This is a genomic window from Thauera aminoaromatica (assembly GCF_000021765.1).
Taxonomy (GTDB): domain Bacteria; phylum Pseudomonadota; class Gammaproteobacteria; order Burkholderiales; family Rhodocyclaceae; genus Thauera; species Thauera aminoaromatica.
Genome location: NC_011662.2, coordinates 1,355,865 through 1,379,828, shown reverse-complemented (window position 1 = coordinate 1,379,828; position 23,964 = coordinate 1,355,865). Strand labels below are relative to the sequence as shown.

25 protein-coding genes are annotated in these 23,964 nt (G+C 70.2%); 13 read left to right on the top strand and 12 right to left on the bottom strand.

Features of this window, described 5'->3' with window-relative positions:
- The first annotated feature begins 139 nt into the window (after positions 1-139).
- Complete coding sequence (locus TMZ1T_RS06095) at positions 140-910, top strand: response regulator (protein WP_004321260.1); 771 nt, start codon at positions 140-142, stop codon at positions 908-910.
- A complete protein-coding gene (locus TMZ1T_RS06090; RefSeq protein WP_004321262.1) occupies positions 907-2,223 on the top strand; it encodes an ATP-binding protein in 1,317 nt (438 codons plus the stop codon). Before TMZ1T_RS06095 ends, TMZ1T_RS06090 begins: the two co-directional genes overlap by 4 nt.
- On the opposite strand, the gene TMZ1T_RS06085 is transcribed toward TMZ1T_RS06090, so the two are convergent.
- Together TMZ1T_RS06085 and glpK are read right to left on the bottom strand one after the other, a co-directional pair.
- Positions 2,175-3,737 (bottom strand): glycerol-3-phosphate dehydrogenase/oxidase, encoded by a 1,563-nt coding sequence (locus TMZ1T_RS06085; RefSeq protein ID WP_012584935.1) that lies wholly within the window; start codon positions 3,735-3,737, stop codon positions 2,175-2,177. The two genes, TMZ1T_RS06090 and TMZ1T_RS06085, sit on opposite strands and share 49 nt — an antisense overlap.
- A 22-nt stretch (positions 3,738-3,759) precedes the next feature.
- Positions 3,760-5,253, bottom strand: coding sequence for a glycerol kinase GlpK (gene glpK / locus TMZ1T_RS06080; RefSeq protein WP_004317056.1), 1,494 nt, complete (start codon positions 5,251-5,253; stop codon positions 3,760-3,762).
- Between the two features lie 123 nt (positions 5,254-5,376).
- Between glpK and TMZ1T_RS06075 the strand changes: the two genes are divergently transcribed.
- Genes TMZ1T_RS06075 through TMZ1T_RS06065 form a run of 3 tightly spaced genes read left to right on the top strand, consistent with a single transcriptional unit; the run spans position 5,377 to position 7,537 of the window.
- The gene (locus tag TMZ1T_RS06075; RefSeq protein ID WP_004317054.1) at positions 5,377-6,249 is read left to right on the top strand and encodes a DMT family transporter; all 873 of its coding nucleotides are present in this window, start codon (positions 5,377-5,379) and stop codon (positions 6,247-6,249) included.
- Positions 6,250-6,308: 59 nt separating this feature from the next.
- Positions 6,309-6,686, top strand: coding sequence for a SpoIIAA family protein (locus TMZ1T_RS06070; protein WP_004317053.1), 378 nt, complete (start codon positions 6,309-6,311; stop codon positions 6,684-6,686).
- Positions 6,683-7,537 carry a sulfurtransferase gene (locus TMZ1T_RS06065; protein ID WP_004317051.1) on the top strand — a complete coding sequence of 285 codons (855 nt, stop codon included), beginning with the start codon at positions 6,683-6,685 and terminating at the stop codon, positions 7,535-7,537. The genes TMZ1T_RS06070 and TMZ1T_RS06065 overlap by 4 nt, the downstream gene beginning before the upstream one ends.
- Before the next feature lie 54 nt (positions 7,538-7,591).
- Here the strand turns inward: TMZ1T_RS06065 and murI are convergent, their stop codons facing one another.
- Complete coding sequence (gene murI / locus TMZ1T_RS06060) at positions 7,592-8,398, bottom strand: glutamate racemase (protein ID WP_004317050.1); 807 nt, start codon at positions 8,396-8,398, stop codon at positions 7,592-7,594.
- A gap of 31 nt (positions 8,399-8,429) precedes the next feature.
- A complete protein-coding gene (gene tyrS / locus TMZ1T_RS06055) occupies positions 8,430-9,629 on the bottom strand; it encodes a tyrosine--tRNA ligase (protein WP_004317048.1) in 1,200 nt (399 codons plus the stop codon).
- A 184-nt stretch (positions 9,630-9,813) separates the two neighbouring features.
- Here tyrS and TMZ1T_RS06050 point away from each other — a divergent pair, with 184 nt between their 5' ends.
- Entirely contained in the window at positions 9,814-11,043 is a 1,230-nt protein-coding gene (locus tag TMZ1T_RS06050; protein WP_004317046.1) for a peptidoglycan DD-metalloendopeptidase family protein, read from the top strand.
- 67 nt (positions 11,044-11,110) lie between these two features.
- Here the strand turns inward: TMZ1T_RS06050 and erpA are convergent, their stop codons facing one another.
- The 4 genes from erpA to rplM form a co-directional block, all read right to left on the bottom strand.
- Positions 11,111-11,461 (bottom strand): iron-sulfur cluster insertion protein ErpA, encoded by a 351-nt coding sequence (erpA, locus tag TMZ1T_RS06045; protein ID WP_004317044.1) that lies wholly within the window; start codon positions 11,459-11,461, stop codon positions 11,111-11,113.
- 90 nt (positions 11,462-11,551) lie between these two features.
- The gene (gene argC / locus TMZ1T_RS06040) at positions 11,552-12,589 is read right to left on the bottom strand and encodes an N-acetyl-gamma-glutamyl-phosphate reductase (protein WP_012584933.1); all 1,038 of its coding nucleotides are present in this window, start codon (positions 12,587-12,589) and stop codon (positions 11,552-11,554) included.
- A gap of 178 nt (positions 12,590-12,767) precedes the next feature.
- Positions 12,768-13,160, bottom strand: coding sequence for a 30S ribosomal protein S9 (gene rpsI, locus TMZ1T_RS06035; RefSeq protein ID WP_004317040.1), 393 nt, complete (start codon positions 13,158-13,160; stop codon positions 12,768-12,770).
- 11 nt (positions 13,161-13,171) lie between these two features.
- A complete protein-coding gene (gene rplM / locus TMZ1T_RS06030) occupies positions 13,172-13,600 on the bottom strand; it encodes a 50S ribosomal protein L13 (protein ID WP_004258894.1) in 429 nt (142 codons plus the stop codon).
- 628 nt (positions 13,601-14,228) lie between these two features.
- Between rplM and TMZ1T_RS06025 the strand changes: the two genes are divergently transcribed.
- Complete coding sequence (locus tag TMZ1T_RS06025) at positions 14,229-14,648, top strand: OsmC family protein (protein ID WP_004317038.1); 420 nt, start codon at positions 14,229-14,231, stop codon at positions 14,646-14,648.
- 55 nt (positions 14,649-14,703) lie between these two features.
- Here TMZ1T_RS06025 and coq7 read toward each other — a convergent pair whose 3' ends face one another.
- From coq7 to TMZ1T_RS06010, 3 genes are all read right to left on the bottom strand, one after another.
- Complete coding sequence (gene coq7 / locus TMZ1T_RS06020; RefSeq protein WP_012584932.1) at positions 14,704-15,324, bottom strand: 2-polyprenyl-3-methyl-6-methoxy-1,4-benzoquinone monooxygenase; 621 nt, start codon at positions 15,322-15,324, stop codon at positions 14,704-14,706.
- Complete coding sequence (locus TMZ1T_RS06015) at positions 15,321-15,854, bottom strand: CNP1-like family protein (RefSeq protein ID WP_004317034.1); 534 nt, start codon at positions 15,852-15,854, stop codon at positions 15,321-15,323. The genes coq7 and TMZ1T_RS06015 overlap by 4 nt, the downstream gene beginning before the upstream one ends.
- A 177-nt stretch (positions 15,855-16,031) precedes the next feature.
- Positions 16,032-16,625: an RNA pyrophosphohydrolase gene (locus TMZ1T_RS06010; RefSeq protein WP_004327532.1), complete on the bottom strand. Its 594-nt coding sequence runs from the start codon at positions 16,623-16,625 to the stop codon at positions 16,032-16,034.
- Between the two features lie 167 nt (positions 16,626-16,792).
- Between TMZ1T_RS06010 and TMZ1T_RS06005 the strand changes: the two genes are divergently transcribed.
- Both TMZ1T_RS06005 and TMZ1T_RS06000 read left to right on the top strand, forming a co-directional pair.
- Positions 16,793-18,541 (top strand): proline--tRNA ligase, encoded by a 1,749-nt coding sequence (locus TMZ1T_RS06005; RefSeq protein ID WP_004327533.1) that lies wholly within the window; start codon positions 16,793-16,795, stop codon positions 18,539-18,541.
- A 17-nt stretch (positions 18,542-18,558) separates the two neighbouring features.
- The gene (locus TMZ1T_RS06000; protein WP_012584930.1) at positions 18,559-19,224 is read left to right on the top strand and encodes a lytic transglycosylase domain-containing protein; all 666 of its coding nucleotides are present in this window, start codon (positions 18,559-18,561) and stop codon (positions 19,222-19,224) included.
- Positions 19,225-19,343: 119 nt separating this feature from the next.
- On the opposite strand, the gene TMZ1T_RS05995 is transcribed toward TMZ1T_RS06000, so the two are convergent.
- The gene (locus TMZ1T_RS05995; protein ID WP_012584929.1) at positions 19,344-19,913 is read right to left on the bottom strand and encodes a bactofilin family protein; all 570 of its coding nucleotides are present in this window, start codon (positions 19,911-19,913) and stop codon (positions 19,344-19,346) included.
- Positions 19,914-20,257: 344 nt separating this feature from the next.
- Between TMZ1T_RS05995 and TMZ1T_RS05990 the strand changes: the two genes are divergently transcribed.
- Genes TMZ1T_RS05990 through TMZ1T_RS05975 form a run of 4 tightly spaced genes read left to right on the top strand, consistent with a single transcriptional unit; the run spans position 20,258 to position 23,889 of the window.
- Positions 20,258-21,718, top strand: a complete 1,461-nt coding sequence (locus tag TMZ1T_RS05990) for a sensor histidine kinase (RefSeq protein ID WP_012584928.1) — start codon at positions 20,258-20,260, stop codon at positions 21,716-21,718.
- A complete protein-coding gene (locus TMZ1T_RS05985) occupies positions 21,711-22,256 on the top strand; it encodes a hypothetical protein (protein WP_004324453.1) in 546 nt (181 codons plus the stop codon). The genes TMZ1T_RS05990 and TMZ1T_RS05985 overlap by 8 nt, the downstream gene beginning before the upstream one ends.
- Before the next feature lie 14 nt (positions 22,257-22,270).
- Complete coding sequence (locus tag TMZ1T_RS05980) at positions 22,271-23,680, top strand: sigma 54-interacting transcriptional regulator (protein ID WP_004324452.1); 1,410 nt, start codon at positions 22,271-22,273, stop codon at positions 23,678-23,680.
- The gene (locus TMZ1T_RS05975; protein ID WP_004324450.1) at positions 23,677-23,889 is read left to right on the top strand and encodes a hypothetical protein; all 213 of its coding nucleotides are present in this window, start codon (positions 23,677-23,679) and stop codon (positions 23,887-23,889) included. Before TMZ1T_RS05980 ends, TMZ1T_RS05975 begins: the two co-directional genes overlap by 4 nt.
- Positions 23,890-23,964 lie beyond the last annotated feature (75 nt).

The following is a 23,964-nucleotide window of genomic DNA, read 5'->3' as shown; positions in this document are numbered from 1 at the left end:
ATTTGAACACCGCGATGTAAGCCGGATTTGTCCGCGCGGCACGCGTTTGCAGCCTGATGTCTCGGCAGCGCCCGCAGATACGCTGGGATACAAAGCCGGACCCACCCCGCCTTATGATCCAGGCCATGGAGAACACCGCATGAATACGTCCGACCACATCCTCATCGTCGACGACGACCGTGACATCCGCCAGCTGCTTGCCGACTACCTCGAGAAGCAGGGACTGCGCTGCACCACCGCGGCCGACGGGCGCGAGATGAAGGCAGCGCTCGAGACCCACCGCATCGACCTCATCGTGCTCGACCTGATGATGCCCGGCGAGGATGGACTCACCCTGTGCCGCAACCTGCGCGCGAGCGGCGGGCCGCACGCCAACACCCCGATCCTGATGCTCACCGCGCGCGGCGAGGACATGGACCGCATCATCGGCCTCGAGATGGGTGCCGACGACTACCTCGCCAAGCCCTTCGTGCCGCGCGAGCTCTTCGCCCGCATCCGCGCGGTGCTGCGCCGCACCCGCGCGTTGCCGCCCAACCTCGACGCCGCCCCGCCCGCCAACGCGCGCCTGCTGCGCTTCGCGCACTGGCGCCTGGACACGATCAACCGCCACCTGGTCGACGCCGAGGGCACGGTGGTCGCGCTCTCCGGCGCCGAGTACCGCATGCTCGCGGTCTTCCTGTCGCACCCGCAGAAGGTGCTGTCGCGCGACCAGCTCATGGAACTCACCCAGGGACGCGAGGCCGACGTGTTCGATCGCTCGATCGACCTGCTGGTGAGCCGGCTGCGCCAGCGCCTCGGCGACAACGCGCGCGAACCGGCGATCATCAAGACCGTGCGCAACGAGGGCTACGTGCTCGCCGCCGAGGTCGTCGCCGAGACCGCGGACACCGACGGGAGCGGCGCGCGATGAGCCTGCCGCTGCCGCGCAGCCTGTTCGCCCGCCTGATGCTGATCTGGCTGGTCGGCATGACACTCGTGCTGGCGGTGAGCCTCGCGCTCTTCCTCGGCGAGCGCGAGCGCATCGGGCGCAGTGCGCTGTTCGAGGGCGTGGCGCAGGAGATCGCCAGCGTCGCCGAGCTGCTCGACCGCATGTCGCCGCCCGAGCGCGAGCGCTGGATCGACGAGATCGGCCGCCGCCGCCTGCGCCTCGCGCTGCGCCCACCGCACGATCACCTGCGTCCGCTAGCCGACGACCACCCGCTGCAGACCGCGCTGCGCGAGGCCATGCCGCAACGCCCGGCCACGCTGTACACCCATCCGCGCGACGACCGCCCCCACCCCGGCCTGGCGATCGTGCTCGCGCTCGCCGACGGCACCCCGCTGCAGGTCCGCCTGCCGGGCATCCCGCCGTTGCCGCCGATCATGCCGCATCAGCGCGGCCCCTTCCTCGCCGCCCTCGCCGCGCTGGTGCTGGGGGTAGGCTTGCTCACCTGGATCGCGGTGCGCATCGCCACCCGGCCGCTGTCGCGCATGGCGGAGGCGGCGCGCGCGCTCGGCGAGGACCCGACGCGCGCACCCATGGACACGCGCGGCCCCACCGAGGTCGCCCAGGCCGCCGCCGCCTTCAACCAGATGCAGCAGCGTGTCGCCGAGCACGTCGCCGAGCGTACCCGCATCCTGGCAGCGATCTCCCACGACCTGCAGACGCCGATCACCCGCCTGCGCCTGCGCGCCGAAATGGTCGACGACGAGGGCCTGCGCGCGCGCATCCAGTCCGACCTCGACGCCATGCAGGGCCTGGTGAAGGAAGGCCTCGCCTACGCGCGCAGCCTGGACGAACGCAGTCCGGCGCAGGCGATCGAGCTCGGCCCCCTGCTGCAGGCCCTCGCCGAGGATGCGCGCGACATGGGCTGGACCGTGCGCGTGCCCGAGGGAGCGCAGGGCCGCATCGTCGGCAACCCCTCGGCGCTGCGCCGCGCGCTGTGGAACCTCATCGAGAACGCAGTGAAGTTCGGCGGCAAGGTCGAGGTGGCGCTGGCCTGCGTGGGCGAGCACTGCGAGATCCGCGTCCGCGACCACGGCCCCGGCCTCGCGGAGGACGAGCTCGAGAAGGTGTTCGAGCCCTTCTACCGCACCGAAGCCTCGCGCAACCGCGAGACCGGTGGGACCGGGCTCGGGCTGGCGATCACGCGCAACCTGCTGCATGCCCAGGGCGGCGAGGTCACGCTGCGCAATCACCCCGACGGCGGGCTGGAGGCGGTCGTGCGGCTGCGCGTGCCGTAGCGCGCGGCGAGCGCGCGGAAGGTCGCGAGCTCGGCCGCGCGCCGCTGCGCGCTCCAGCCGAGTTCCGCCGCGAGGAGGTCGGCCACAGCAGGCGCCACCGCCGCGGCCGCCGCGGCATCGAGGAAAAGCGCGCGGCTGCGGCGCGCGAGCACGTCCTCGACGGAAAGGGCGAAGTCCTCGCGCAGCGCGCGCCGCACCGCCGCGGCGCCGGGCAGCACGCCGGGGGGAAGCCCCGGAGGCGCGCCCGGCAAGTCCGCCTCGCCCGCCTCCCCCGCGCACACTCCGCAATCGAGCGCCAGCGAGGCGGTCGGCGATGCCCGCCGCGCCAGCCCGCCTACCACCTCGGCCGCATCTACCGCCTGCTCGGCCATGGCGCGATAGGTGGTCCATTTGCCGCCCAGCACGCTGACCAGGCCCTGCGCCGAGACCTCGACGCGGTGCTCGCGCGAGAGCCGGCTGCTTGCACCATCGCCTCCATCCTCGCCGAGCAAGGGCCGCAGGCCGACGAAGACGCTGCGCACGGCCTCGCGCGCCGGCGGCCGACGCAGCCAGCGCGCAGCGGCGGCCAGCAGCTCGTCCACCTCGCCCGCGAGCGGCTCGGGCTCCGCCGGCGTATCGGCGCGCGGGGTGTCGGTGGTGCCGATCAGCACCTTTCCGCACCAGGGAATCATGAACAGCACGCGTCCGTCCGGGGTGCGCGGCACCAGCAGCGCGTCGCTGCCGGGCAGACAGTCGGCGTCGACCACCAGATGCACGCCCTGGCTCGGGCGCAGCAGCGCGCGGGCGGCCGGATCGGCACGTCGGCGCAGCGTGTCGCCCCACACCCCGGTGGCGTTGATCACCGCGCGCGCAGCGACATGGTGCGCTTGCCCACCCTCGGCCTCGCGCACCACCACGCCGCGCAGCCGACCGTCTTCCACCACCAGCTCGTGCGCGGCGCAGTGGTTGAGCAGCAGCGCACCGTGGGCGCTCGCCGTGCGCGCCAGCGCGAGCGCCAGGCCGGCGTCGTCGAACTGGGCATCGCGGAAGGCCACGCCGCCGCCCAGCCCCTCCTCGCGCAATCCGGGCAGCGCCGCATGCAGCCCGGCTGCGTCGAGCAGCGTGCAGCCGCCCAGCCCGTCCCGACCCGCTAGCGCGTCGTAGGCGCCGAGCCCGAGACGCAGCAGGAGCCGCTCCGCCAGGTTGCGCGCCGGCACCACGAAGCGCAGCGGATGCACCAGCGCGGGCGCGTTGCGCAGCAGGCGCCCGCGCTCGCGCAAGGCTTCGCGCACCAGGCCGATGCGGCCCTGGGCGAGGTAGCGCACGCCGCCGTGGATCAGCTTGGTCGAGCGCGAGCTGGTGCCGGCGGCGAAGTCGCGCGCCTCCACCAGCAGCACCGAATGGCCACGCGCCGCCGCGTCGAGCGCGCAGCCCAGCCCGGTGGCACCGCCGCCGACCACGACGAGGTCGACCGCGCGCGCGTCGGCGAGGCGGGCGAGAAGCCGACGACGGGCGTGCGGATGGACGGATTCCATGAGCGCGACCGGCGCGAGCCGCTCAGTCCTGCGCCCACGCCCGCGCACGCTCGACCGCGCGCACCCACACGGCGCGTGCCTCGTCGCGCCGTGCCGCCGGCCAGCGCGGCTCGAAGCGGCGGTCGAGTTGCCAGTGCGTGGCGATCTCCTGCGGCCGCTTCCACAGCCCGCAGCCAAGCGCAGCCAGGCAGGCGGCGCCGAAGGCGGTGGTCTCGAGCAGGCGCGGACGCAGCACCGGCACGCCGAGCAGGTCGGCCTGCATCTGCATCAGCAGGTCGTTGGCCGCGGCGCCGCCATCGACGCGCAGCTCGGCGAGCGGCGCGGCGCCGTCGCGTGCCATCGCCTGGACGAGGTCGGCGCTCTGCATGGCGATCGCCTCCAGTGCCGCACGCGCGATGTGCGCCGCACCGCTGCCACGCGACAGGCCGAGCAGGGTGCCGCGCGCGTGCGGGTCCCAGTACGGCGCGCCCAGCCCGGTGAAGGCCGGCACCAGCACCACCCCACCGCTGTCGGGCACGCTCGCCGCCAAGGCCTCGACCTCGGACGCGCGCTTCACCAGCCCGAGGCCGTCACGCAACCACTGCACCACCGCACCGCCCATGAACACGCTGCCCTCGAGCGCGTAGCTGGGCGCCGCATCCACCCCGGTCCACCCCACGGTGGTCAATAGCCGGTGCGCGGACGCCACCGGCACATGGCCGGTGTTCATGAGCAGGAAGCAGCCGGTGCCGTAGGTGTTCTTCGCCATGCCCGGGGCGAGGCAGGCCTGGCCGAAGGTCGCCGCCTGCTGGTCGCCGCCGATGCCGGCGATCGGGATCGCGGCACCGAACAGCGCCGGATCGGTCTCGCCGCACACCCCGCTGCTCGCCACCACGCGCGGCAGCAGCACGGGCGGGATGCGGAAGCGCTTGAGCAACACCGGATCCCAGTCCAGCGTGTGGAGGTTGAAGAGCAGCGTGCGCGCGGCGTTGCCCGCATCGGTCAGGTGCAGCCGGCCGCCGCTCAGATGCCACAGCAGCCAGCTGTCGATGGTGCCGAAGGCGAGCTCGCCGCGCTCGGCGCGCACGCGCGCATCGGGAACGTGGTCGAGCAGCCAGGCGAGCTTGGTGGCGGAGAAATAGGGATCGAGCTCCAGCCCGGTGCGCGCGCGCACGTCCTCTGCGCAGCCCGCGGCGCGCAGGCGCTCGCACTCTACCGCGGTGCGGCGGTCCTGCCAGACGATCGCGGGGGCGAGGGCGCGTCCACTGGCGCGCTCCCACAGCACGGTGGTCTCGCGCTGGTTGGCGATGCCGATCGCCGCCACCTCGCGTGCGGCCACGCCGGCATTGGCGAGCGCCTCGCGGGCGCAGTCGAGCTGGGTACGCAGGATGTCCTGGGGATCGTGCTCGACCCGGTCGGGCGCAGGGAAGTGCTGCGCGAATGCCTGCTGGGCGAGGCCGCGCACGCGGCCATCGGCGTCGAACACGATCGCGCGCGAGCTGGTGGTGCCCTGGTCGAGGGCGAGCAGGTAGGCCATGGCGACTCCGCACGGGGGCTGACCGCGATACCGCGAGCCTAGCGCCGGACGCGCCCCGCCGCCACCCGGGAAAGCCACGATGTGATTCAATGGAGTCCCCTTCGTTGCAGCGCAACAACCGCCATGCCCGCCTTCTGGATGATCGTCTCCTGCTTCCTGTTCGCCTGCATGGGCGTGTGCGTGAAGCTCGCCTCGGGGGCGTTCTCGACCGGCGAGATCGTGTTCTGGCGCGGGCTCGTGAGCATGCTGATGATGGTCGGACTGGCGGCGAGCCGCGGTATCGGCCTCAAGACGCCGCACTGGAAGATGCACCTGTCGCGCAGCGTGTCGGGCTCGATCGCGCTCGGCTGCTACTTCTTCGCGATCGGCCTGCTGCCGCTGGCGACCGCGGTCACGCTCAACTACACCTCGCCGCTCTTCGTCGCCCTGGTGCTGGCGCTGTTCTTCGGCGAGCGCCTGCGCGCCATCGCCGTGCTCGCGATCCTCGCCGGCTTCGCCGGTGTGGTATTGCTGCTGCGCCCCACGCTGCAGCCCGAGCAATGGCTGGGCGCGCTCGCCGGACTGGGCTCGGGTGCCCTGGCCAGCCTCGCCTACGTGAGCCTGCGCGAGCTCGGCCGTGCCGGCGAGCCGGAAGTTCGCACGGTGTTCTGGTTCTCGGTGATGACCTCGACGATGGGCCTGGCGTGGGCACTCGCCGGCGAGTTGCACCGCCCCGATGCCGGGCAACTCGCCACGCTGCTCGGCGTCGGCCTCTTCGGTGGGCTCGCCCAGCTCGCGATGACGCGCTCCTACCGCTACGGGCGCACCGTGGTGTCGGCCAACCTGAGCTACGCCACCGTGATCTTCGCCAGCGTGTTCGGCATGCTGCTGTGGGACGAACTCATGCCGGCCTCGTCCTGGCTCGCGGTCGGCCTGATCGTGGCCGGCGCGATCGGCGTCTCGCTCGCCACCCCGAAGCCGGCACCGCTGCCGGCCCGTGCCGTCGCGACGGATTGAGCCCCGCCGGTGCGCGGACTATAGTGGGGGCATCTCCGATCACCTCCAGGGAGGCTGCCATGATCAGCACCGAGAGCACCGACAAACTCGTCTCGCTCGTCGTCTTCGGCGAATTCACCCTCGCCGACTACAAGGAGTTCGAAGACGTGGTCAATTACCGGGTGCAGTTCAGCGGACCGGTCGACCTGCTCTTCGACCTGCGCCAGATGGCGGGCTTCACGCTCGACGTGGCGTGGGAGGAGATCAAGTTCTCGCGCCAGCACGCGGGCGATTTCCGCCGCATCGCGGTACTCACGGAAGACCAGTGGCTGACCTGGAGCGCATGGGTGTCGCAGCTCTTCGTCACCGCCGAGGTCAAGGTCTTCGACGACGAGGACGAGGCACGCGCCTGGCTCGCCGCCGAAACGACCGCAGAGACCACGGGAAGCGCGCAGTGAACGCTTCCTACGCGACGCTGATCGGTGCGATCGATCTCGCGCAGCACCTGCGCGACGCCGACTGGGTCGTGTTCGACTGCCGTGCCGACCTCGTCGATCCGGTCTTCGGCCAGCGCGCCTACGACGTCGCGCACGTGCCGGGGGCCTTTTTCATCGACCTGGAGACCGGGTTGTCGGGGCCGAAGACCGGCCGCAACGGCCGTCACCCCCTGCCCGATCCCGCCAGCCTCGCCGCCCGGCTCGCCGCCTGCGGCGTGGGCAACCATAGCCAGGTGGTCGCCTACGACGACGCCGGCGGCATGTTCGCCGCGCGCCTGTGGTGGATGCTGCGCTGGCTCGGCCATCATCGCGTCGCGGTACTCGATGGCGGCCTGCAGGCCTGGATGGCGGCCGGGCTCGCGCTCGACGACGAGCCGCCGCGTGCGCGCCCCGCGACCTATACGCTGGCGCTGCGTCCGGACCGGGTCGATACCCAGTACGTGCAGCAACATCTCGGCCGCCGCGACATGCTGCTGCTCGATGCGCGCAGCCCCGACCGCTTCCGCGGCGAGAACGAGGTGCTCGATCCGGTGGGCGGGCACATCCCCGGCGCACGCAACCGCTTCTTCCGCGACAACCTCGACGCGCGCGGCTGCTTCAAGCAGGCCTCGGTACTGCGCGAAGAGTTCGCCAGCCTGCTCGGCGCATACACGCCGCGCCAGGTGGTGCACCAGTGCGGCTCGGGCGTCACCGCCTGCGTGAACCTGCTCGCGATGGAGGCCGCCGGGCTGACCGGCTCGCGCCTGTATGCGGGTTCGTGGAGCGAGTGGTGCGCAGATCCCACGCGGCCGATGGCACGCGGCCCGGCCTGAAAGCGCGCGGGCCGCCCAGGGCGGCCCGGACCTCCCCGCGTCGCAAGCGACGCACTACCAATCGACCTTCTCCACCGCACCGAGCGAACGCCCCAGAAAGCGCTCGCCGATGGTCTGGAAGCGCAGCGGCACGTCGCTCACCACGAAGCGGTAATCTGCGACGCCCCCGCCACCGCGCGCCAGCCCGGACAGCTGCAGGCGCTCGGCGGCCAACTCCGCGGTGGTCAGCGCCGAGTCGATCAGGCGCACGCGCGCCCCGGCGACGTCGCGTAGCAGGGGCTTGAGCAGCGGGTAATGGGTGCAGCCCAGCACGAGGCTGTCGACCTCCTCGGCGAGCACCGGGCGCAGGTATTCCTGCGCGGTGAGGCGGGTCACCTCGTGGTCCAGCCAGCCTTCCTCGACCAGCGGCACGAACAGCGGGCAGGCCTGGGAATACACCCGCACCGCCGGATCGAGTTCGTGCATGCGGCGCGCGTAGGCGTTGCTGTTGATCGTGGTCGGCGTGCCAATGACACCGATGCGCCGTCCCGGCGAGGCCGCCACCGCGGCGCGCGCGCCGGCCTCGATGACGTCGAGCACCGGGATGCCGGCGGCCAGCCGGTGCACCACGTCCGCCGCCACCGCCGCCATGGTGTTGCACGCGATGATCAGCATCTTGACGTCGCGCTGCAGCAGGAATTCGGTGATCTGCGCGGTGAAGTGCTCGATCGTGGCGACCGACTTCACCCCGTAGGGCACGCGCGCGGTGTCGCCGAAGTAGACGATGTCCTCGAGCGGCAGGCGCTCCATGAGCGCGCGCACCACGGTGAGCCCGCCGACGCCGGAATCGAACACCCCGATCGGGCGCGCAGCCGCGCTCATCGCCCGCCCCCGCTGCAGGGGACGAGATCGGTCAAGACAGCACCACCGAGGCGAACTTGCGCTTGCCCACCTGCAGCACCACGGTCTCGCCGGCACGCAGCAGCAGGCCCTTGTCCTCGGCGCGCTCGCCGTCGATGCGCACCCCGCCCTGCTCCACCATGCGCATCGCCTCGGAGGTGGTGCCGGTGAGCCCGGCCTGCTTGAGCACCTGGAACAGCGGCAGGCCGCCGGCGCCCACGTTCACATTGACCTGCGGGATGTCATCGGGGATCGCGTTGCGCTGGAAGCGTGCCTCGAAGTCGGCAAGCGCCTCCTCGGCCGCACGCTGGCCGTGGAAGCGGGCGACGAACTCCATCGCCAGCATCACCTTGACGTCGCGGGGATTGCGCCCGCCCTCGACGTCGGCGCGCAGCTGCGCGATCTCGGCGCTGGAGCGGAAGGACAGCAGCTCGTAGTAGCGCCACATCAGGGTGTCGGACACCGACATGGTCTTGCCGAAGATCTCCTTGGCCGGCTCGGCGATGCCGATGTAGTTGCCGAGCGACTTGGACATCTTGTTGACGCCGTCGAGGCCCTCGAGCAGCGGCACCATCACCACGCACTGCGGCTCCTGCCCGTAATGCTTCTGCAGCTCGCGGCCCATCAGCAGGTTGAAGCGCTGGTCGGTGCCGCCGAGTTCGACGTCGGCCTTCATCGCCACCGAGTCGTAGCCCTGGCACAGCGGGTAGAGGAACTCGTGGATCGCGATCGGCTGGTTATTGCCGTAGCGCTTGGCGAAGTCGTCGCGCTCGAGCATGCGCGCCACGGTCTGCTGCGCGGCCAGGCGGATCATGCCGGCGGCGCCGAGATCGTTCATCCAGGCCGAGTTGAAGCAGATCTCGGTCTTCTCCGGGTCGAGGATCTTGAACACCTGCTCCTGGTAGGTCCTGGCGTTCTCGAGGATCTGCTCGCGCGAGAGCGGCGGGCGCGTGCTGTTCTTGCCGCTGGGGTCGCCGATCATGCCGGTGAAGTCGCCGATCAGGAACTGGACCTGGTGACCGAGTTCCTGGAAGTGACGCATCTTGTTGATCAGGACCGTATGGCCGAGATGCAGATCGGGCGCGGTGGGGTCGAAGCCGGCCTTCACCCGCAGGGGCTTGCCGCGCTTGAGCTTCTCGACCAATTCGGCCTCGATCAGCACGGCGTCGGCGCCGCGCTTGATGAGGTCGATCGCCGCCTGAACATCAGACATTCAATTTCTCCAAAATTACTTTGCCGAACCGAAGCGCACCTTTGCTACACTTCCGCGACTTTTTTCCACATCCCAGCCCACCGAGACCATGAAGGCCAGAAAGACCCGAATTCTAGCCGATCTCCCGGCTCGTCTCCTCTCCCGCCCGCGAACCTGGGTTGCCGCCGGTATCACCGGGGTTTCCATGCTCGGGGTGGTCGCCGCGACCGCGGTCGCACCCGGCAGCCTGCCTTCGGACCTGCTCGTCGAGCGCGTCGTCGAGGCCCTGCCCGCGCCGGCGGTCACGCGCACCGGCACCGACGCCTCGCTACCCTTCGTCCATTACGAACGCATCCAGGCCGGCGACACGCTGCAGGCGATGTTCAACCGCCTGCGCATCGACGACGCCGAGGCGCTCGCCCACCTCTCCGCGTCCGATGCCGGCCGCAAGGCGCTGCGCCAGCTGCGCGCGGGCCGCTCGGTCACCGCGGTGGTGTCGCCGCAAGGCCGTCTGCTCAGCTTCTCGCTGCCGGTCGGCAACACGGACGCCGAGGTCGTCCTCGAACGCGACGACGCCGGCCTCGCGCTGCGTGAATCCAGCGGCGCCACCCAGACCACGATGGTCGAGATGCGCTCGGGTACGATCACCCACTCGCTTTTCGGCGCCACCGACGACGCCGGCCTGCCCGACAACGTGGCGACCCAGCTCGCCACCATCTTCGGCACCTGGATCGACTTCCACACCGACCTGCGCAAGGGCGACCGCTTCAACGTGGTCTACGAGGCCATCTACGAGGAAGGCAATCCGGTGCGCGCCGGGCGCATCCTCGCGGCCGAATTCATCAACAATGGCGACCGCCACGCGGTGGTGCTGTATCGCGGTCCGAGCGGCAAGGAGCAATACTACAGCGACGACGGCGAGAGCCTGCAGCAGGGCTTCCTGCGCTCGCCCCTGGAGTTCTCGCGCGTCAGCTCGAACTTCGGCCGCCGCCTGCATCCGATCCACGGCAACTGGCGCGACCACAACGGCACCGACTTCTCGGCACCCGTCGGCACCCCGGTGATGGCCACCTCGGACGCCACCATCGAGTTCATCGGCACCCAGCGTGGCTTCGGCAACCTGATCGTGCTCAAGCACCGCAGCGATATCACCACCCACTACGCCCACCTCAACGGCTTCGCCAAGGGCCTCGCCAAGGGGCAGGCGGTGAGCCAGGGCGATCTGATCGGCTACGTCGGCTGCACAGGCTGGTGCACCGGGCCGCACCTGCACTACGAGGTGCGCCTGAAGGACGTCCCCGCCGACCCGATGACGGTGGCGCTGCCGATGGCCGACTCCTTCAATGACCGGGAACTCGCCGCCTTCAAGCGCAACACCGCGCATCTGCGCCAGCGCTTCGCGCTGCTCAACTACGAACTCGCCGACGCACGCTGAGCACCGCACGGCCGGACCAAAGCAAACGGGGCGCCGCGGCGCCCCGTTTTGTTTGCGACAACCGCGTTCACACCGTGAACGACGAGCCGCAGCCGCAGGTGCTGGTCGCGTTCGGATTGCGGATCACGAACTGCGAGCCTTCCAGGCCTTCGGTGTAGTCGATCTCCGCGCCCACCAAGTACTGGTAGCTCATCGGATCGACCAGCAGCAGCACGCCGTTCTTCTCGAACGTGGTGTCGTCCTCGTTCACTTCCTCGTCGAAAGTGAAGCCGTACTGAAAGCCCGAACACCCGCCGCCCGACACGAAGACGCGCAGCTTGAGGTCGGGATTGCCTTCCTCTTCGATCAGCTCGCGAACCTTGTTCGCGGCGCTATCGGTAAAGACCATGATTTCCGGGGTTGCGACTTCTGCGCTCATGTTTTCTCCTCTGCTGGGGAACACCGCGGATGATGCGCCTTCCGCGGTTGAATCGTCAAAATGTGATCGAATCCGGTCGTAACAGTTCCCTCAGGGGCTGACCGGCACGATGTCGAGCCCGGTTTCCTCGTCGAAACCGAACATGATGTTGAGGTTCTGCACCGCCTGGCCTGCCGCGCCCTTGACCAGATTGTCGATCACCGACAACACCACCACGGTGTCGCCGCCCTGCGGGCGATGGACCGCGATGCGGCACAGGTTGGAGGCGCGCACCGAGCGCGTCTCGGGATGGCTGCCCGCGGGCATGACGTCGACGAAGGCCTCGCCAGCATAGCGCTTCTCGTACAGCCCCTGCAGGTCGGCAGCGTCGCCCCCCGGCTTCAGACGACCGTACAGCGTGGCGTGGATGCCGCGGATCATCGGCGTCAGGTGGGGCACGAAGGTCAGCCCGACCGCGTGCCCGGCGGCCAGAGCCAGCCCCTGACGGATCTCCGGCAGATGGCGATGGCCCGGCACGCCATAGGCCTTGAAGGAGTCGGCGGCCTCCGGAAGCAGGGTGTGCACCTCGGCCTTGCGGCCGGCGCCCGAGACGCCCGACTTGGCATCGGCGATCAGGTGATCGGTGTCGATCAGCCCGGCCTCGACCAAGGGCAGGAAGCCGAGCTGGACCGCGGTGGGGTAGCAGCCCGGGTTGGCGAGCACGCGCGCGCCGCGGATCTGCGCGCGATTGACCTCGGGCAGGCCATACACCGCCTCGGCGACGAGTTCCGGCGCCGCATGCTCCATGCCGTACCACTTCTGCCACTCGGCGACGTCGCGGATGCGGAAGTCGGCGGCGAGGTCGATCACCCGCACCCCGGCAGCGACCAACTCGGCCGCCTGCTTCATCGCGATGCCGTTGGGCGTGGCGAAGAACACCGCGTCGCACTTCTCCAGGGCGGCGTCCTGCGGGGTGACGAACTTGAGATCGACCCGGCGGCGCAGGCTGGGGAACATGTCGGAGACCGCCATGCCGGCCTCGCCGCGCGAGGTGATCGCGGTCAGCTCGACCCCGGGGTGGCGCGCCAGCAGACGCAAGAGCTCGACGCCGGTATATCCGGTACCGCCTACGATTCCAACCTTGACCATGCTCGTTCCTCGCGACGAAAGACTGAACCGCGATTATCTCATCATCGGCCGACGCGGGCGGTGAACGCCTCGTTACGGCTGCCGCACCCCGAACTGCAAGAACGCGTGCGAGCGGGACACACAAGCACGAAAGCCGCCCAAGGGGCGGCTTCCGGACTGCGATGCGCGATAAAGAGAATCAGCGCTTCGAGAACTGCTTGGCGCGACGGGCCTTGCGCAGGCCGACCTTCTTGCGCTCGACCTCGCGGGCGTCGCGGGTCACGAAACCGGCGGCACGCAGGTCGCCCTTCAGGCCGGCGTCGTAATCGACCAGCGCGCGGGTGATGCCGTGACGCACCGCACCCGCCTGACCGGATTCGCCACCGCCGACGACGTTGACCATGATGTCGAAACGGCCTTCGTTGCCGGTGAGGACCAGCGGCTGGCGCACGATCATGCGGCCGGTTTCACGCGAGAAGAACTCGTCGACCGGCTTGCCATTGACGACGATGTTGCCGGTGCCCGGCTTGATGAACACGCGAGCGACCGCAGTCTTGCGGCGGCCGGTACCGTAGTTGTAAGTCACAGCCATTGTCGGCTCCTTCAGATCTCGAGAACTTGCGGCTGCTGAGCGGTGTGCGGATGCGACGGCCCCGCGTAGCACTTCAGCTTCTTCAGCATGGCGTAGCCCAGCGGGCCCTTCGGCAGCATGCCCTTCACCGCCTTCTCGAGCACGCGCTCGGGGAAGCGCTGCTGGAGCTTGGTGAAGTTGGTTTCGTAGATACCGCCCGGGTAGCCCGAGTGACGGTAGTACTTCTTGTCCTGCGCCTTGTTGCCGGTCACGCGCAGCTTTTCGACGTTGACCACGACGATGAAGTCGCCGGTGTCCACGTGCGGGGTGTAGATGGCCTTGTGCTTGCCACGCAGGCGGCGGGCGACTTCGGCGGCGAGACGGCCAAGCACCTTGTCCGTGCCGTCGACAACGAACCAGTCGCGCTTGACCTCGTGCGGCTTGGCGGAAAACGTCTTCATGTGAATCCTCGATCTTTGTCGGGCCGTCGGAGATGGCCGTCAAACGGAAAGCTCGCAATCCTACTTCCAACACATGAATCGTGTCAATCGTCGAAGCGCGAACGCGGGCGGAGAACAAAAAAAACGCAGTCCGATCGGACTGCGTTAAATCCACACCAAAGGAGGAGGGTGGAGGAGACACGGCTTGGATCGGCGCGACCCCGGACGTGGGAGTCGATGCGTCTGCGATCCGACTGGAACGGATTATGCATAGCTACCCCGGGCTGTGCAAGGCATTTTTGTGCGACGCGGAAGAAAAGTTTTGATTGATTGATCAGCTCGCTTTATCGCAAAGCAGCTTTTTGTTTTAAATCAATTTTCGCTCTTTTCGCGACCTCCAAGCCCCTCACCCGGACGCGGACACCCCCCTCCCTGCGCCCCGTTTTGCTGCAGTGCATCACTACGGAGCCGTATTGAACCCGGCCGCGCTCGCCTCGGGCCCGGAAGTTTCAACCGCAAGTCGGCACGGGCACGAAGGATGCGGCGACGCCAGGCGAGGCGCACGAACTCCATGACGCGCTGCGGTAACATGCCGCCCCAACCCCCAACGAACCCGACAACGGGACCAGAACCCGAAGGAGCGAACAGCATGGAATGCACGGTCAAGTGGCTCGACGGCATGAGCTTCATCGCCGAAACCGGCACCGGCCACCTCGTCGCGATGGACGGCGCGCCCGATGCCGGCGGGCGCAACCTGGCTCCACGGCCGATGGAGTTGCTGCTGGCCGGCGCCGGTGGCTGCACCGCCTTCGACGTCATGCTGATCCTCAAGCGCGGACGCCACGATGTGCGCGGCTGCAGCGTGCGCCTCGAAGCCGAGCGCGCGGAGTCCGACCCCAAGGTGTTCACCCGCATCCGCTTCATCTACACGATCACCGGTCGCAAGCTCAAGCGCGAGACGGTCGAGCGCGCGGTGCACCTGTCGGCGGAAAAATACTGCTCGGCCTCGATCATGCTCGGCAAGACCGCCGAGATGATCCACGAGGTCGAGCTGGTCGAGGCGGACTGAGGATCGCGGCGTCGCGAGGCTGCCCTCGCGACGCGGACGAGGGCACGGGAATCGCTCAGAGCCGGTAGGCGAGCGTCGTCATCACCCGCGCGGCGAGCTTCATCGCCCCCTTCGCCGGTGCCGGCAACTCGTGCGCACCCAGGCGCAGCGCCGTCGCGGCGTGCTCGGCCTCGTCCACCTTCATCTGCTCGACGATCGCGCGCGAGCGCCGATCCGCGGCCGGCAGGGTGTCGAGATGGCTCTTGAGGTGCTGCTCGACCTGGCGCTCGGTCTCAGCCAGGAAGCCGAGGTTCCAGCGCTCGCCGAAGCGCCCCGCCGCCAGCCCGAGGGCGAGCGCGCCGCCATACCACAGCGGATTGAGCAGGCTCTTGCGACCACCGAGCTCGGCGATGCGGCGCTCGGTCCACGCCAGGTGCTCGGTCTCCTCCTGCGCGGCCTGACGCAGGGTGTCGCGAATCGCGGGCTCGCGCGACATGATGGACTGCCCCTGGTAGAGCGCCTGCGCGCACACCTCGCCGACATGATTCACCCGCATCAGCGCCGCCGCGTGGCTGCGCTCGGCTGCGCCCAGCTCGGCATCGGGCACGTCCTCGCCCGGCATCGCCCGCACGCTGCGCGCCGACGCGAAGACCGTCCGCAGGGCCTTGTCGAACTCGATGATGGCCTGATCGATCATTGATGCACTCCAGACGGGTCGATGGGGTCGCGCCGCTCCCGCAGCAGGCGCAACGCATGCTCGCGGTCGCGCGGCCCGGCCGGGCCGTCGCAGAAATAGTCGTGCGCCAGCGCCGCGCGCGGGCGGTTGTAGCCGCTTTCGACGATGGGCTGCCAGGCACTGTTTTTCAGCGCCGCCCAGGTCCCGTCCTTGCGTCCGCTGGCGTAGATCCGGCGCTCGAAGGTGGCGCAGCGGATGCCCTCGAAGCTGACGTTCTCCGCGCCGCCGCGCGTGCGTACGACCAAGGTGTAGCGCACCACGCCATCCGCCCCGACGCCGACGCTGTCCTCGTCGACGAAGAAGGCATTGGGAGAAGGCGTGCCGACGTCGATCGCACGCAGCGCGGCCTCGCGCGGCGCGGCCGGCATCGTCGCCTCGCCCTCCTTCCAGTCGGGATCGGCATCCGACAGAAACCCCGCGGACGCGGGCGCCGACAGGAGGGCGAGGGCGACAACGCCGGCGCGTGGAAGTGCACCGAGCGAGGGGCGCAAGAAACGGCTCGGGAAAGGACTCAAGAGTAGGAACTCCGCATCGGGGAGGAAGGAAGCGGGCAGCGCCGAAGCAGGACCGGCGCGTCCACGGCACACGGTCCCGCCGCGGCGGGCACGCGCCGGCCGCACGGGGCCAGCCCGCCGCCGGCCTGCGCCGTGCGGCAGGACGGAGTCGGGCTACTTCCGCATCGCATCGCGCAGTCCGTGCTCGGCGCGCTCGCCGAGCACCACCCGCACCGGCTCGGGAGCGGGTTCCGGTTCGGGCAGTCGATAGCTGTCCGGCAACTCGACGCTGCGCGAACGAAACAGGATGCGCGCCAGTTCGATCAAGGCCAGCTGATACACCTGGCGCTTGAATTCGATCACCGCTTCCAGCGGCACCCAGTAGTTGCTCCAGCGCCAGGCATCGAATTCCGGATGAGTGCTCGCGCGCAGACAGACGTCGGAGTCGCGCCCCACCAGGCGGAGCAGGAACCAGATCTGCTTCTGCCCACGGTAGGTGTTGCGCCACTCGCGCCGGATCCAGTGCTTGGGAACCTCATAGCGCAACCATCCGCGCGTACGGCCGAGGATCCTGACGTGCTCGGGCCGCAGGCCGACCTCTTCGTGGAGTTCCCGATACATGGCCTGCTCCGGCGACTCGCCGTGCTTGATGCCACCTTGTGGAAACTGCCAGGAATGTTCGCGGATGCGCTTGCCCCAGAAGACCTCGTTGCGCGCATTGACCAGAATGATGCCGACGTTCGGGCGAAAGCCTTCACGGTCAAGCATGACGAACCTTCGAATTCGTTTGATTGGTCACGATTTTTTCACACTTGGCGACGCAATGAAAGCGCACTGCCACGGTGCATCCACTAAGCTGGAGGTCGAGGAACGCTTGCGCGCCGGCCCCATGCGCTAGAATCGCGCGCTTGTCCACGCCTGATCCGAAGACTCCCATGCGCGCCAGCCAGTTCCATCTCTTCACCCTCAAGGAAGCCCCCTCCGACGCCGAGGTCGTCAGCCAGAAGCTGATGCTGCGCGCCGGCATGATCCGCAAGGTCGCCGCCGGCATCTACAGCTACATGCCGATGGGCCTGCGCGCGATCCGCAAGGTCGAGGCCATCGTGCGCGAGGAGATGGACCGCGCCGGCGCCATGGAACTGATCATGCCGATGGTGCAGCCCGCCGAGCTGTGGGACGAGACCGGGCGCTGGGACAAGATGGGCGACGAGCTGCTGCGCTTCAAGGACCGCCACGAGCGCGACTTCGCGCTGCAACCCACCTCCGAGGAGGTCGTCACCGACATCGCGCGCCAGGAGCTCAAGAGCTACCGCCAGCTGCCGAAGAACTTCTACCAGATCCAGACCAAGTTCCGCGACGAACGCCGGCCGCGCTTCGGCGTCATGCGCGGGCGCGAATTCACCATGAAGGACGCCTACTCCTTCGACCGCAGCGAGGAAGCCGCCGGGCGCAGCTACGACATCATGTTCGCCGCCTACAAGCGCATCTTCGACCGCCTCGGCCTCGAATACCGCGCGGTGGCGGCCGACACCGGCGCCATCGGCGGCGACCGCTCGCACGAGTTCCAGGTCATCGCCGACACCGGCGAGGACGCCATCGTCTACTGCCCCGACTCCGACTACGCTGCCAACATCGAGCTCGCCGAGGCGGTGTCCCTGCTCGCCCGCCGCGCAGAGCCCGCCCGGGCGCTGGCAAAAACCCCCACACCGGGCAAGGCGACCTGCGAGGACGTCGCCGCGCTGCTGGGCGTGCCGCTGGCGACCACGGTGAAGTCGCTGGTACTCGCCACCGACGATGTCGATGAAAAGGGCAAGCCCGCCGGCGTCACCGTGTGGCTGCTGCTGGTGCGCGGCGACCACGCCCTCAACGAGGTCAAGGCCGGCAAGCTGGAAGGCCTCAAGGCAGGCTTCCGCTTCGCCACCGAGGCCGAGATCCTCGAACACTTCGGCTGCAAGCCGGGCTACCTCGGCCCCATCGGTCTGAAGAAGCCGGTCAAGGTCATCGCCGACCGCACGGTCGCCCACATGGCCGACTTCATCTGCGGCGCCAACGAGGCCGACTTCCACTTCACCGGCGTGAACTGGGGCCGCGACCTGCCCGAGCCCGACCAGGTCGCCGACCTGCGCAACGTCGTCGAGGGCGACCCCAGCCCGGACGGCCGCGGCGTGCTCGCCATCCAGCGCGGCATCGAGGTCGGTCACGTGTTCTACCTCGGCACCAAGTACTCCAAGGCGATGAACGCCACCTTCCTCGACGAGGACGGCAAGCCCAAGCACTTCGAAATGGGCTGCTACGGCATCGGCGTGACCCGCATCCTGGGCGCCGCGATCGAGCAGAACCACGACGCCCGCGGCATCGTCTGGCCGCGCGCGATCGCACCCTTCGAGGTGGTGGTCTGCCCGGTCGGCTGGGGCAAGTCGCAGGCGGTGCGCGACGAGGCGCAGAAGCTCTACGACGCGCTCGTCGCCACCGGCGTCGACGCCATCCTCGACGACCGCGACGAGCGCCCGGGCGTGATGTTCGCCGACTGGGAACTGATCGGCGTGCCGCACCGCGTCACCATCGGCGACCGCGGGCTCAAGGAAGGCGTGATCGAATACCAGGGCCGGCGCGATGCCGAAGCCGCCAAGCTGCCCGCAGGCGAGGTCCTCGGCCACGTGCTCGAGCGCCTGAACCAGGGCTGACCCCCGGGGAACCCGCCATGCGCCGCCTGCCCGCCCCGCTCCGCCAGCTCGCCGCCGCGTGTGCGCTCGCGCTCGCGGCCGGTAGCGCGCAGGCCGGCGCGCAGCAGTACGAGCCCATGGCGGCGAGCGTGCGCGCCGCGCTGCACGCCGCGGTCAGCGACGCCGTGGCACCGACGCTGCCGATCCCCGACGCCGGTGAACGTGCACAGTGGCTCGCCGAGATGTCGCGCCGGCTGGCCAGGCGCATCCCGGACGAGGCCTATCGCAGGGAGCTCCTCACCAGCATCCACTACGAGGCCACCCGCGCCGGACTCGACCCGCAGATGGTGCTCGGTCTGATCCAGGTCGAGAGCGCCTTCCGCAAGTACGCGATCTCCTCGGCGGGCGCGCGCGGCTACATGCAGGTGATGCCGTTCTGGATCAAGGTCATCGGCCGCGAGGACGACAACCTCTTCCACATGCGCACCAACCTGCGCTACGGCTGCACCATCCTGCGCCACTACCTCGACATCGAGAAAGGCAACCTCTTCCGTGCGCTGGGACGCTACAACGGCAGCCTGGGCAAGCCGGACTACCCCAACCTGGTCCGCGCCGCCTGGGAAAGGCACTGGACCTGGACGCCGCAGCAGCTTGCCTCCGCGGGCGCTTCCCAGCCGCAAAGCGGCGCCACGACGGCGCGCTGACCCCACCAGGGCATCGCGCTCACGAGGGGCACTACCGCCCCTCCACGCAGCACCGCACGGCTCGCGCCATGCGCGGACACGTCCGCTGCCATGCCGGGACCTGCCCCCTGCCGACCCGCTCAGCCCGCCACCGCGGCGAGCGCCCTCGGCTTGTCGTCGATCGCACGCAGCTCCTTGCCCGCGGCGCCCAGCGACTGCACGTCGCCAGACAGCTCGCCCCCCTCCTCGATGAGGATCTTGCCGTAGCGGATCTTGCCGCTCACCCGCCCGCCGGCGTGGATCAATAGCTGTTTGCGGGCGGTGAGCTCACCCTCGAAATGGCCGTGGATCTCGGCGATGTCGATGCCGACCGTGCCCTTGAAGGCGCCCTTTTCGGCGATGCGCAACACGCGGCTGTCCATCGTCGCCTCGACCCGCCCCTCCACGACCAGGGTATCGCAGTCGAGGATCTCGGCGCCCTTGAGCTTCACCTCGGGACCGACGATCAGACGGCTCTCACCCACGGCCCCCGCAGCCGCCGCCGCAGCCGCGCGCTCGACCGCCTGCGGCTCGCGCGCTGCGGCCGAACCGCCGGTTTCGGCCGGCGGCGTCACGGGCACCGCGGCAACGTTCGTGCCTGCCATGCGTTGGGCGTTGCGCTGGGCGGACACCTCGCCGGTGCCGTGGAACAGATTGGGCTTGTTGAACATGTTCTCTCCTGGAGTCCGGCGCAGCGACGGCGCTGCGCTCTCCAGCCCCTTCAGCAACCGCCATGCCAAAGGACCTTTTCCTTTTGCCTGCGGGCACTTGGCGCACCGACCCGGGCGGTACGTGGGCGCACGCGCGGGGAAACCGTCGCCCGTCCCCGACACCGCATCCCGAGATCGGGCGCAAGCCTCCGGGGAACAAGGCCTCCCCGCTGTCGCTCGGCGGCGACACCGATACCCGCCGCTTACTTCGTCTTGCACTTGCGCGACGCTGCGACCGCGCGCGCCGTCCTAGACTCGGCGACCCCGGCGCAGCACTCCGCTGCGATGCTCAACCCCCTCCCTGCATGCATCACCTCTCCTTTCGCAGCATCCTGCTCGCGAGCTTCCTGCTGATCACCGCCAGCCTGGCCGCCGCCGTCGCGGGCGGCTGGCGCGGCATGGAAACGGTCGTGCGCGCGATCCAGGAGGACAAGCAGCGCGCGCTCGCCCTCAGCGCCGCGGCGCGTCAGCTCCGCGAACGCAGCGTGAACCTCGAACGCAGCGCGCGCCAGTACGAGGTGCTGGGCGAGCCGGCACTCGCCCGGCGCTTCGAGGCCACCCTCGCCGAGGCACTGCCCGCGCTCGCGCTGCTGGAATCGGCCGGCCCCGCACTCGCCAGCGCAGGCGCGGCCTGGCGCGCCTGCGCGGACCGCATCGCCGCATGGCTGGCGAGCCTCGCCATACCCGGGCCGACCGACGGCGTGCGCGAACAGCCCATGCCCGCCACTGCGGCCGGGCGCGGCGACGGCCTCGCCACGGCGGACGACTTCCGCCACCTCGGCGCGCTCGCCGACCGGCTCGCCGCGGCGCTGGACCACCATCTCGGCGAGCGCGATCTCGCCCTCATGGACACGCTCGAGCGCGAACGCCGTGCCGTCGCCCTGCAGATCCTCGCCGCCCTGCTCCTCGCCGGCCTGCTCGCGGCACTCGCGGGCGGGTGGCTGCTGCGCCCGCTCGGGCGCATGGAACAGGCGATCGGCGAGCTCGGCGAGAACCGCCTCACCCGCCCGATCGACATCGACGGCCCTGCCGACCTGCGCAGGCTGGGCGAGCGGCTCGACTGGCTGCGCCTGCGCCTCGCCGAACTCGAGGCCGACCGCGGCCGCGTGCTGCGCCACGTCTCGCACGAGCTCAAGACCCCGCTCGCCTCGCTGCGCGAAGGGGTCGCCCTGCTCGAGGACGGCGTGCTCGGCCCGCTCGAACCCGAGCAGCGCGAGGTGACCGCCATCCTCGCGCACAGCGCGCGCACCCTGCAGGCGCGCATCGAACAGCTGCTGCGGCTCAACGCGAGCCAGTTCGACGCGCGCTCGCTGCACCTGCAGCCCACCGCCCTCCTGCCCCTGCTGCGCAAGATCGGCGAGGAGCAGCGCCTGCCGGCGCGCGCACGCCGGGTGACGATCGGACTCGCGGGCGACGCTCCCATCGTGCATGCCGACGCCGGCAAGCTGCACAGCGTGTTCTCCAACCTGCTCGCCAACGCGATCGCCTTCAGCCCCACCGGTGGCCACATCCGCATCGAGCTCCGCCGCGCCGGCGAGAACGTGGTGATCGACTGCCGCGACGAAGGCCCGGGGATCGCGCCCGACGAGCTCGAACGCATCTTCGAGCCCTTCTACCAGGGTCGTCGCAGCCCTCCCTCAAGCGCACGCGGCAGCGGCATCGGGCTGGCGATCGTGCGCGAGTTCATCGGCGCCCACCGCGGCCGGGTGCGCGCGCTGCCGAGCGAGCTTGGCGCCCATTTCCGCATCGAGTTGCCCCATGCCTGACGCCCGCCTCCACGTCGTCCGCGCAGTCTCCCGCGCAGCACGCCGCGTGTGCGTCCGGATCGCCCGCGCCGTGCTCCCCGCCACCCTCGCCCTGCTCGCGGGGTGCGCCGACCTCCCGGCCCGGCAGACGGCCGAGGACGACACGAGCGCCGCGGCACTTGCCCACGAAGCCGCGCAGCAGCGCCTGCACACCGCGGTGCAGGCCGCCCAACCCGGGCAGGAGCGGCTCGCCACGGCGCGGCGCGCGCTCGAAAGCCTGCTCGCCGACGATCGCGCACAGGCGCGCGCGCTGCATCCCTACGCACGCGCCCTGCTCGAACAGCTCCGCGTGCGCCAGCAAGTCGCCGCACTCGCCGAGCACCTGCGCCGCCAGCTCGACGAGCTTGCCCGCGCCAGCGACGCGCAGGCGCTGGAACTCGACGCGCTGCGCCGGCAGAACGCCGCGCTGCAGCGCCAGCTCGAGGCGCTCGCCGAGATCGAACGCGAGCTGACCTTGCCCGGCCTGCCGGTGCGGCCCCGCACCGGGCTGCCCGAATGAGCACGTCGACGGAGATGCACGCGACCGCGGCGGCGGCACCGGCGCGCCTGCTGGTGGTCGACGACGACGCCGACCTGCTGCGCCTGCTCGCGATGCGCCTGCAGGCCACCGGCTACGACGTCGCCACCGCGGACAGCGTCGCGGCCGCACGCAGCCGTCTCGGCGTGGAGCGCTTCGACCTCGTGGTGAGCGACGTGCGCCTGCCCGACGGCGACGGACTCGCCCTGTTCGAGGACATCCGCCGCCAGCATCCGGCGCTGCCGGTCATCCTGCTCACCGCGCACGGCACCATCCCCGATGCGGTCGAGGCCACCGCGCTCGGGGTCGCCGGTTATCTCACCAAGCCCTTCGACAGCCAGGCCCTGCTGCAGGGCATCCGCCAGGCCCTGCAACGCGCCGGCCCCACCCACGCCCGCAGCGGTCTCCGCGCCGACGCCCCCGGCAGCGCCGGCGACACGGCCTGGCGCGCAGCGATCCTCAGCCGCAGCAGCCGCATGCAGGCAGTCCTCGACGAGGCCCGTCTGGTCGCCGCCGCGGACGCCAGCGTGCTGATCCGCGGTGACAGCGGCACCGGCAAGGAGCTGCTCGCACGCGCGATCCACCTCGCCAGCCCGCGCGCCGCTGCGCCCTTCGTCGCGATCAACTGCGGCGCCATTCCCGAGCCGCTGCTCGAATCCGAGCTCTTCGGCCACGTGCGCGGCGCCTTCACCGGCGCCACCAGCGCCCATCAGGGCCTGGTGCAGGCCGCCCACGGCGGCACACTCTTCCTCGACGAGATCGGCGACATGCCGCCCGCGCTGCAGGTCAAGCTGCTGCGCGTGCTGCAGGAGCGCGCCGTGCGTCCGGTGGGTGCGACGCGCGCGCAGGCGGTCGACCTGCGCATCGTCTCCGCCACCCACCGCGACCTCGACGCGGCGCTGGCCGCGGGCCAGTTCCGCGCGGACCTCTACTACCGCATCGACGTGGTGAGCCTGCAGCTGCCCACCCTGGCCGAGCGCCGCGAGGACATCCCGCTGCTCGCCGGGCACTTCCTGCGCAGCCTCGCGCACAAGTACGGCAGGCGCCTCACCGGCTTCGCGCCCGAAGCGCTGGAGGCACTCGCCACCGCGCCGTGGCCGGGCAACGTGCGCCAGCTCCACAACGTGGTCGAGCAGGCGTGCGCGCTCGCCACCACGGCGCTGATCCCGCGCGCCCTGGTCGAACGCGCCCTGCGCGTGCAGCCGGCCGAGGCCCTCGGCTACGCCGAGGCGAAGCGCCGCTTCGAGCGAAACTATCTGATACAGCTGCTGAAACTGACTGCGGGTAATGTTTCGGACGCTGCACGGCTGGCGGAGCGCAATCGCACCGAGTTCTACCGCCTGCTGCAGCGGCACGACCTGACGCCCGAGCTCTTCCGCGGCGCCGGCCCCGATGTCGAACAATGAACAAGACCCAGACGGAGCCCGACATGATCAAACGCCAGACCATCGCCGCCATGCTGACCACCACCGCGATCGCCTTCTCGATCGCCACCCCGGCCCAGGCCGCCCGCCTGCTCGAAGCCGGACCGTTCGACACCGTCTCCGCCTGCAGCGGTGACAAGCCCGCCACCGCTACTCCGGGCGAGCGCAAGGACAAGCCCGCGCAGACCTGATCGCCGCCGGCCCTGCCCGCTTCAAATCCAGGCCGCGCCCCGGGCACCGGGTGCGCGGCCTTGTTCGTCAGTGCA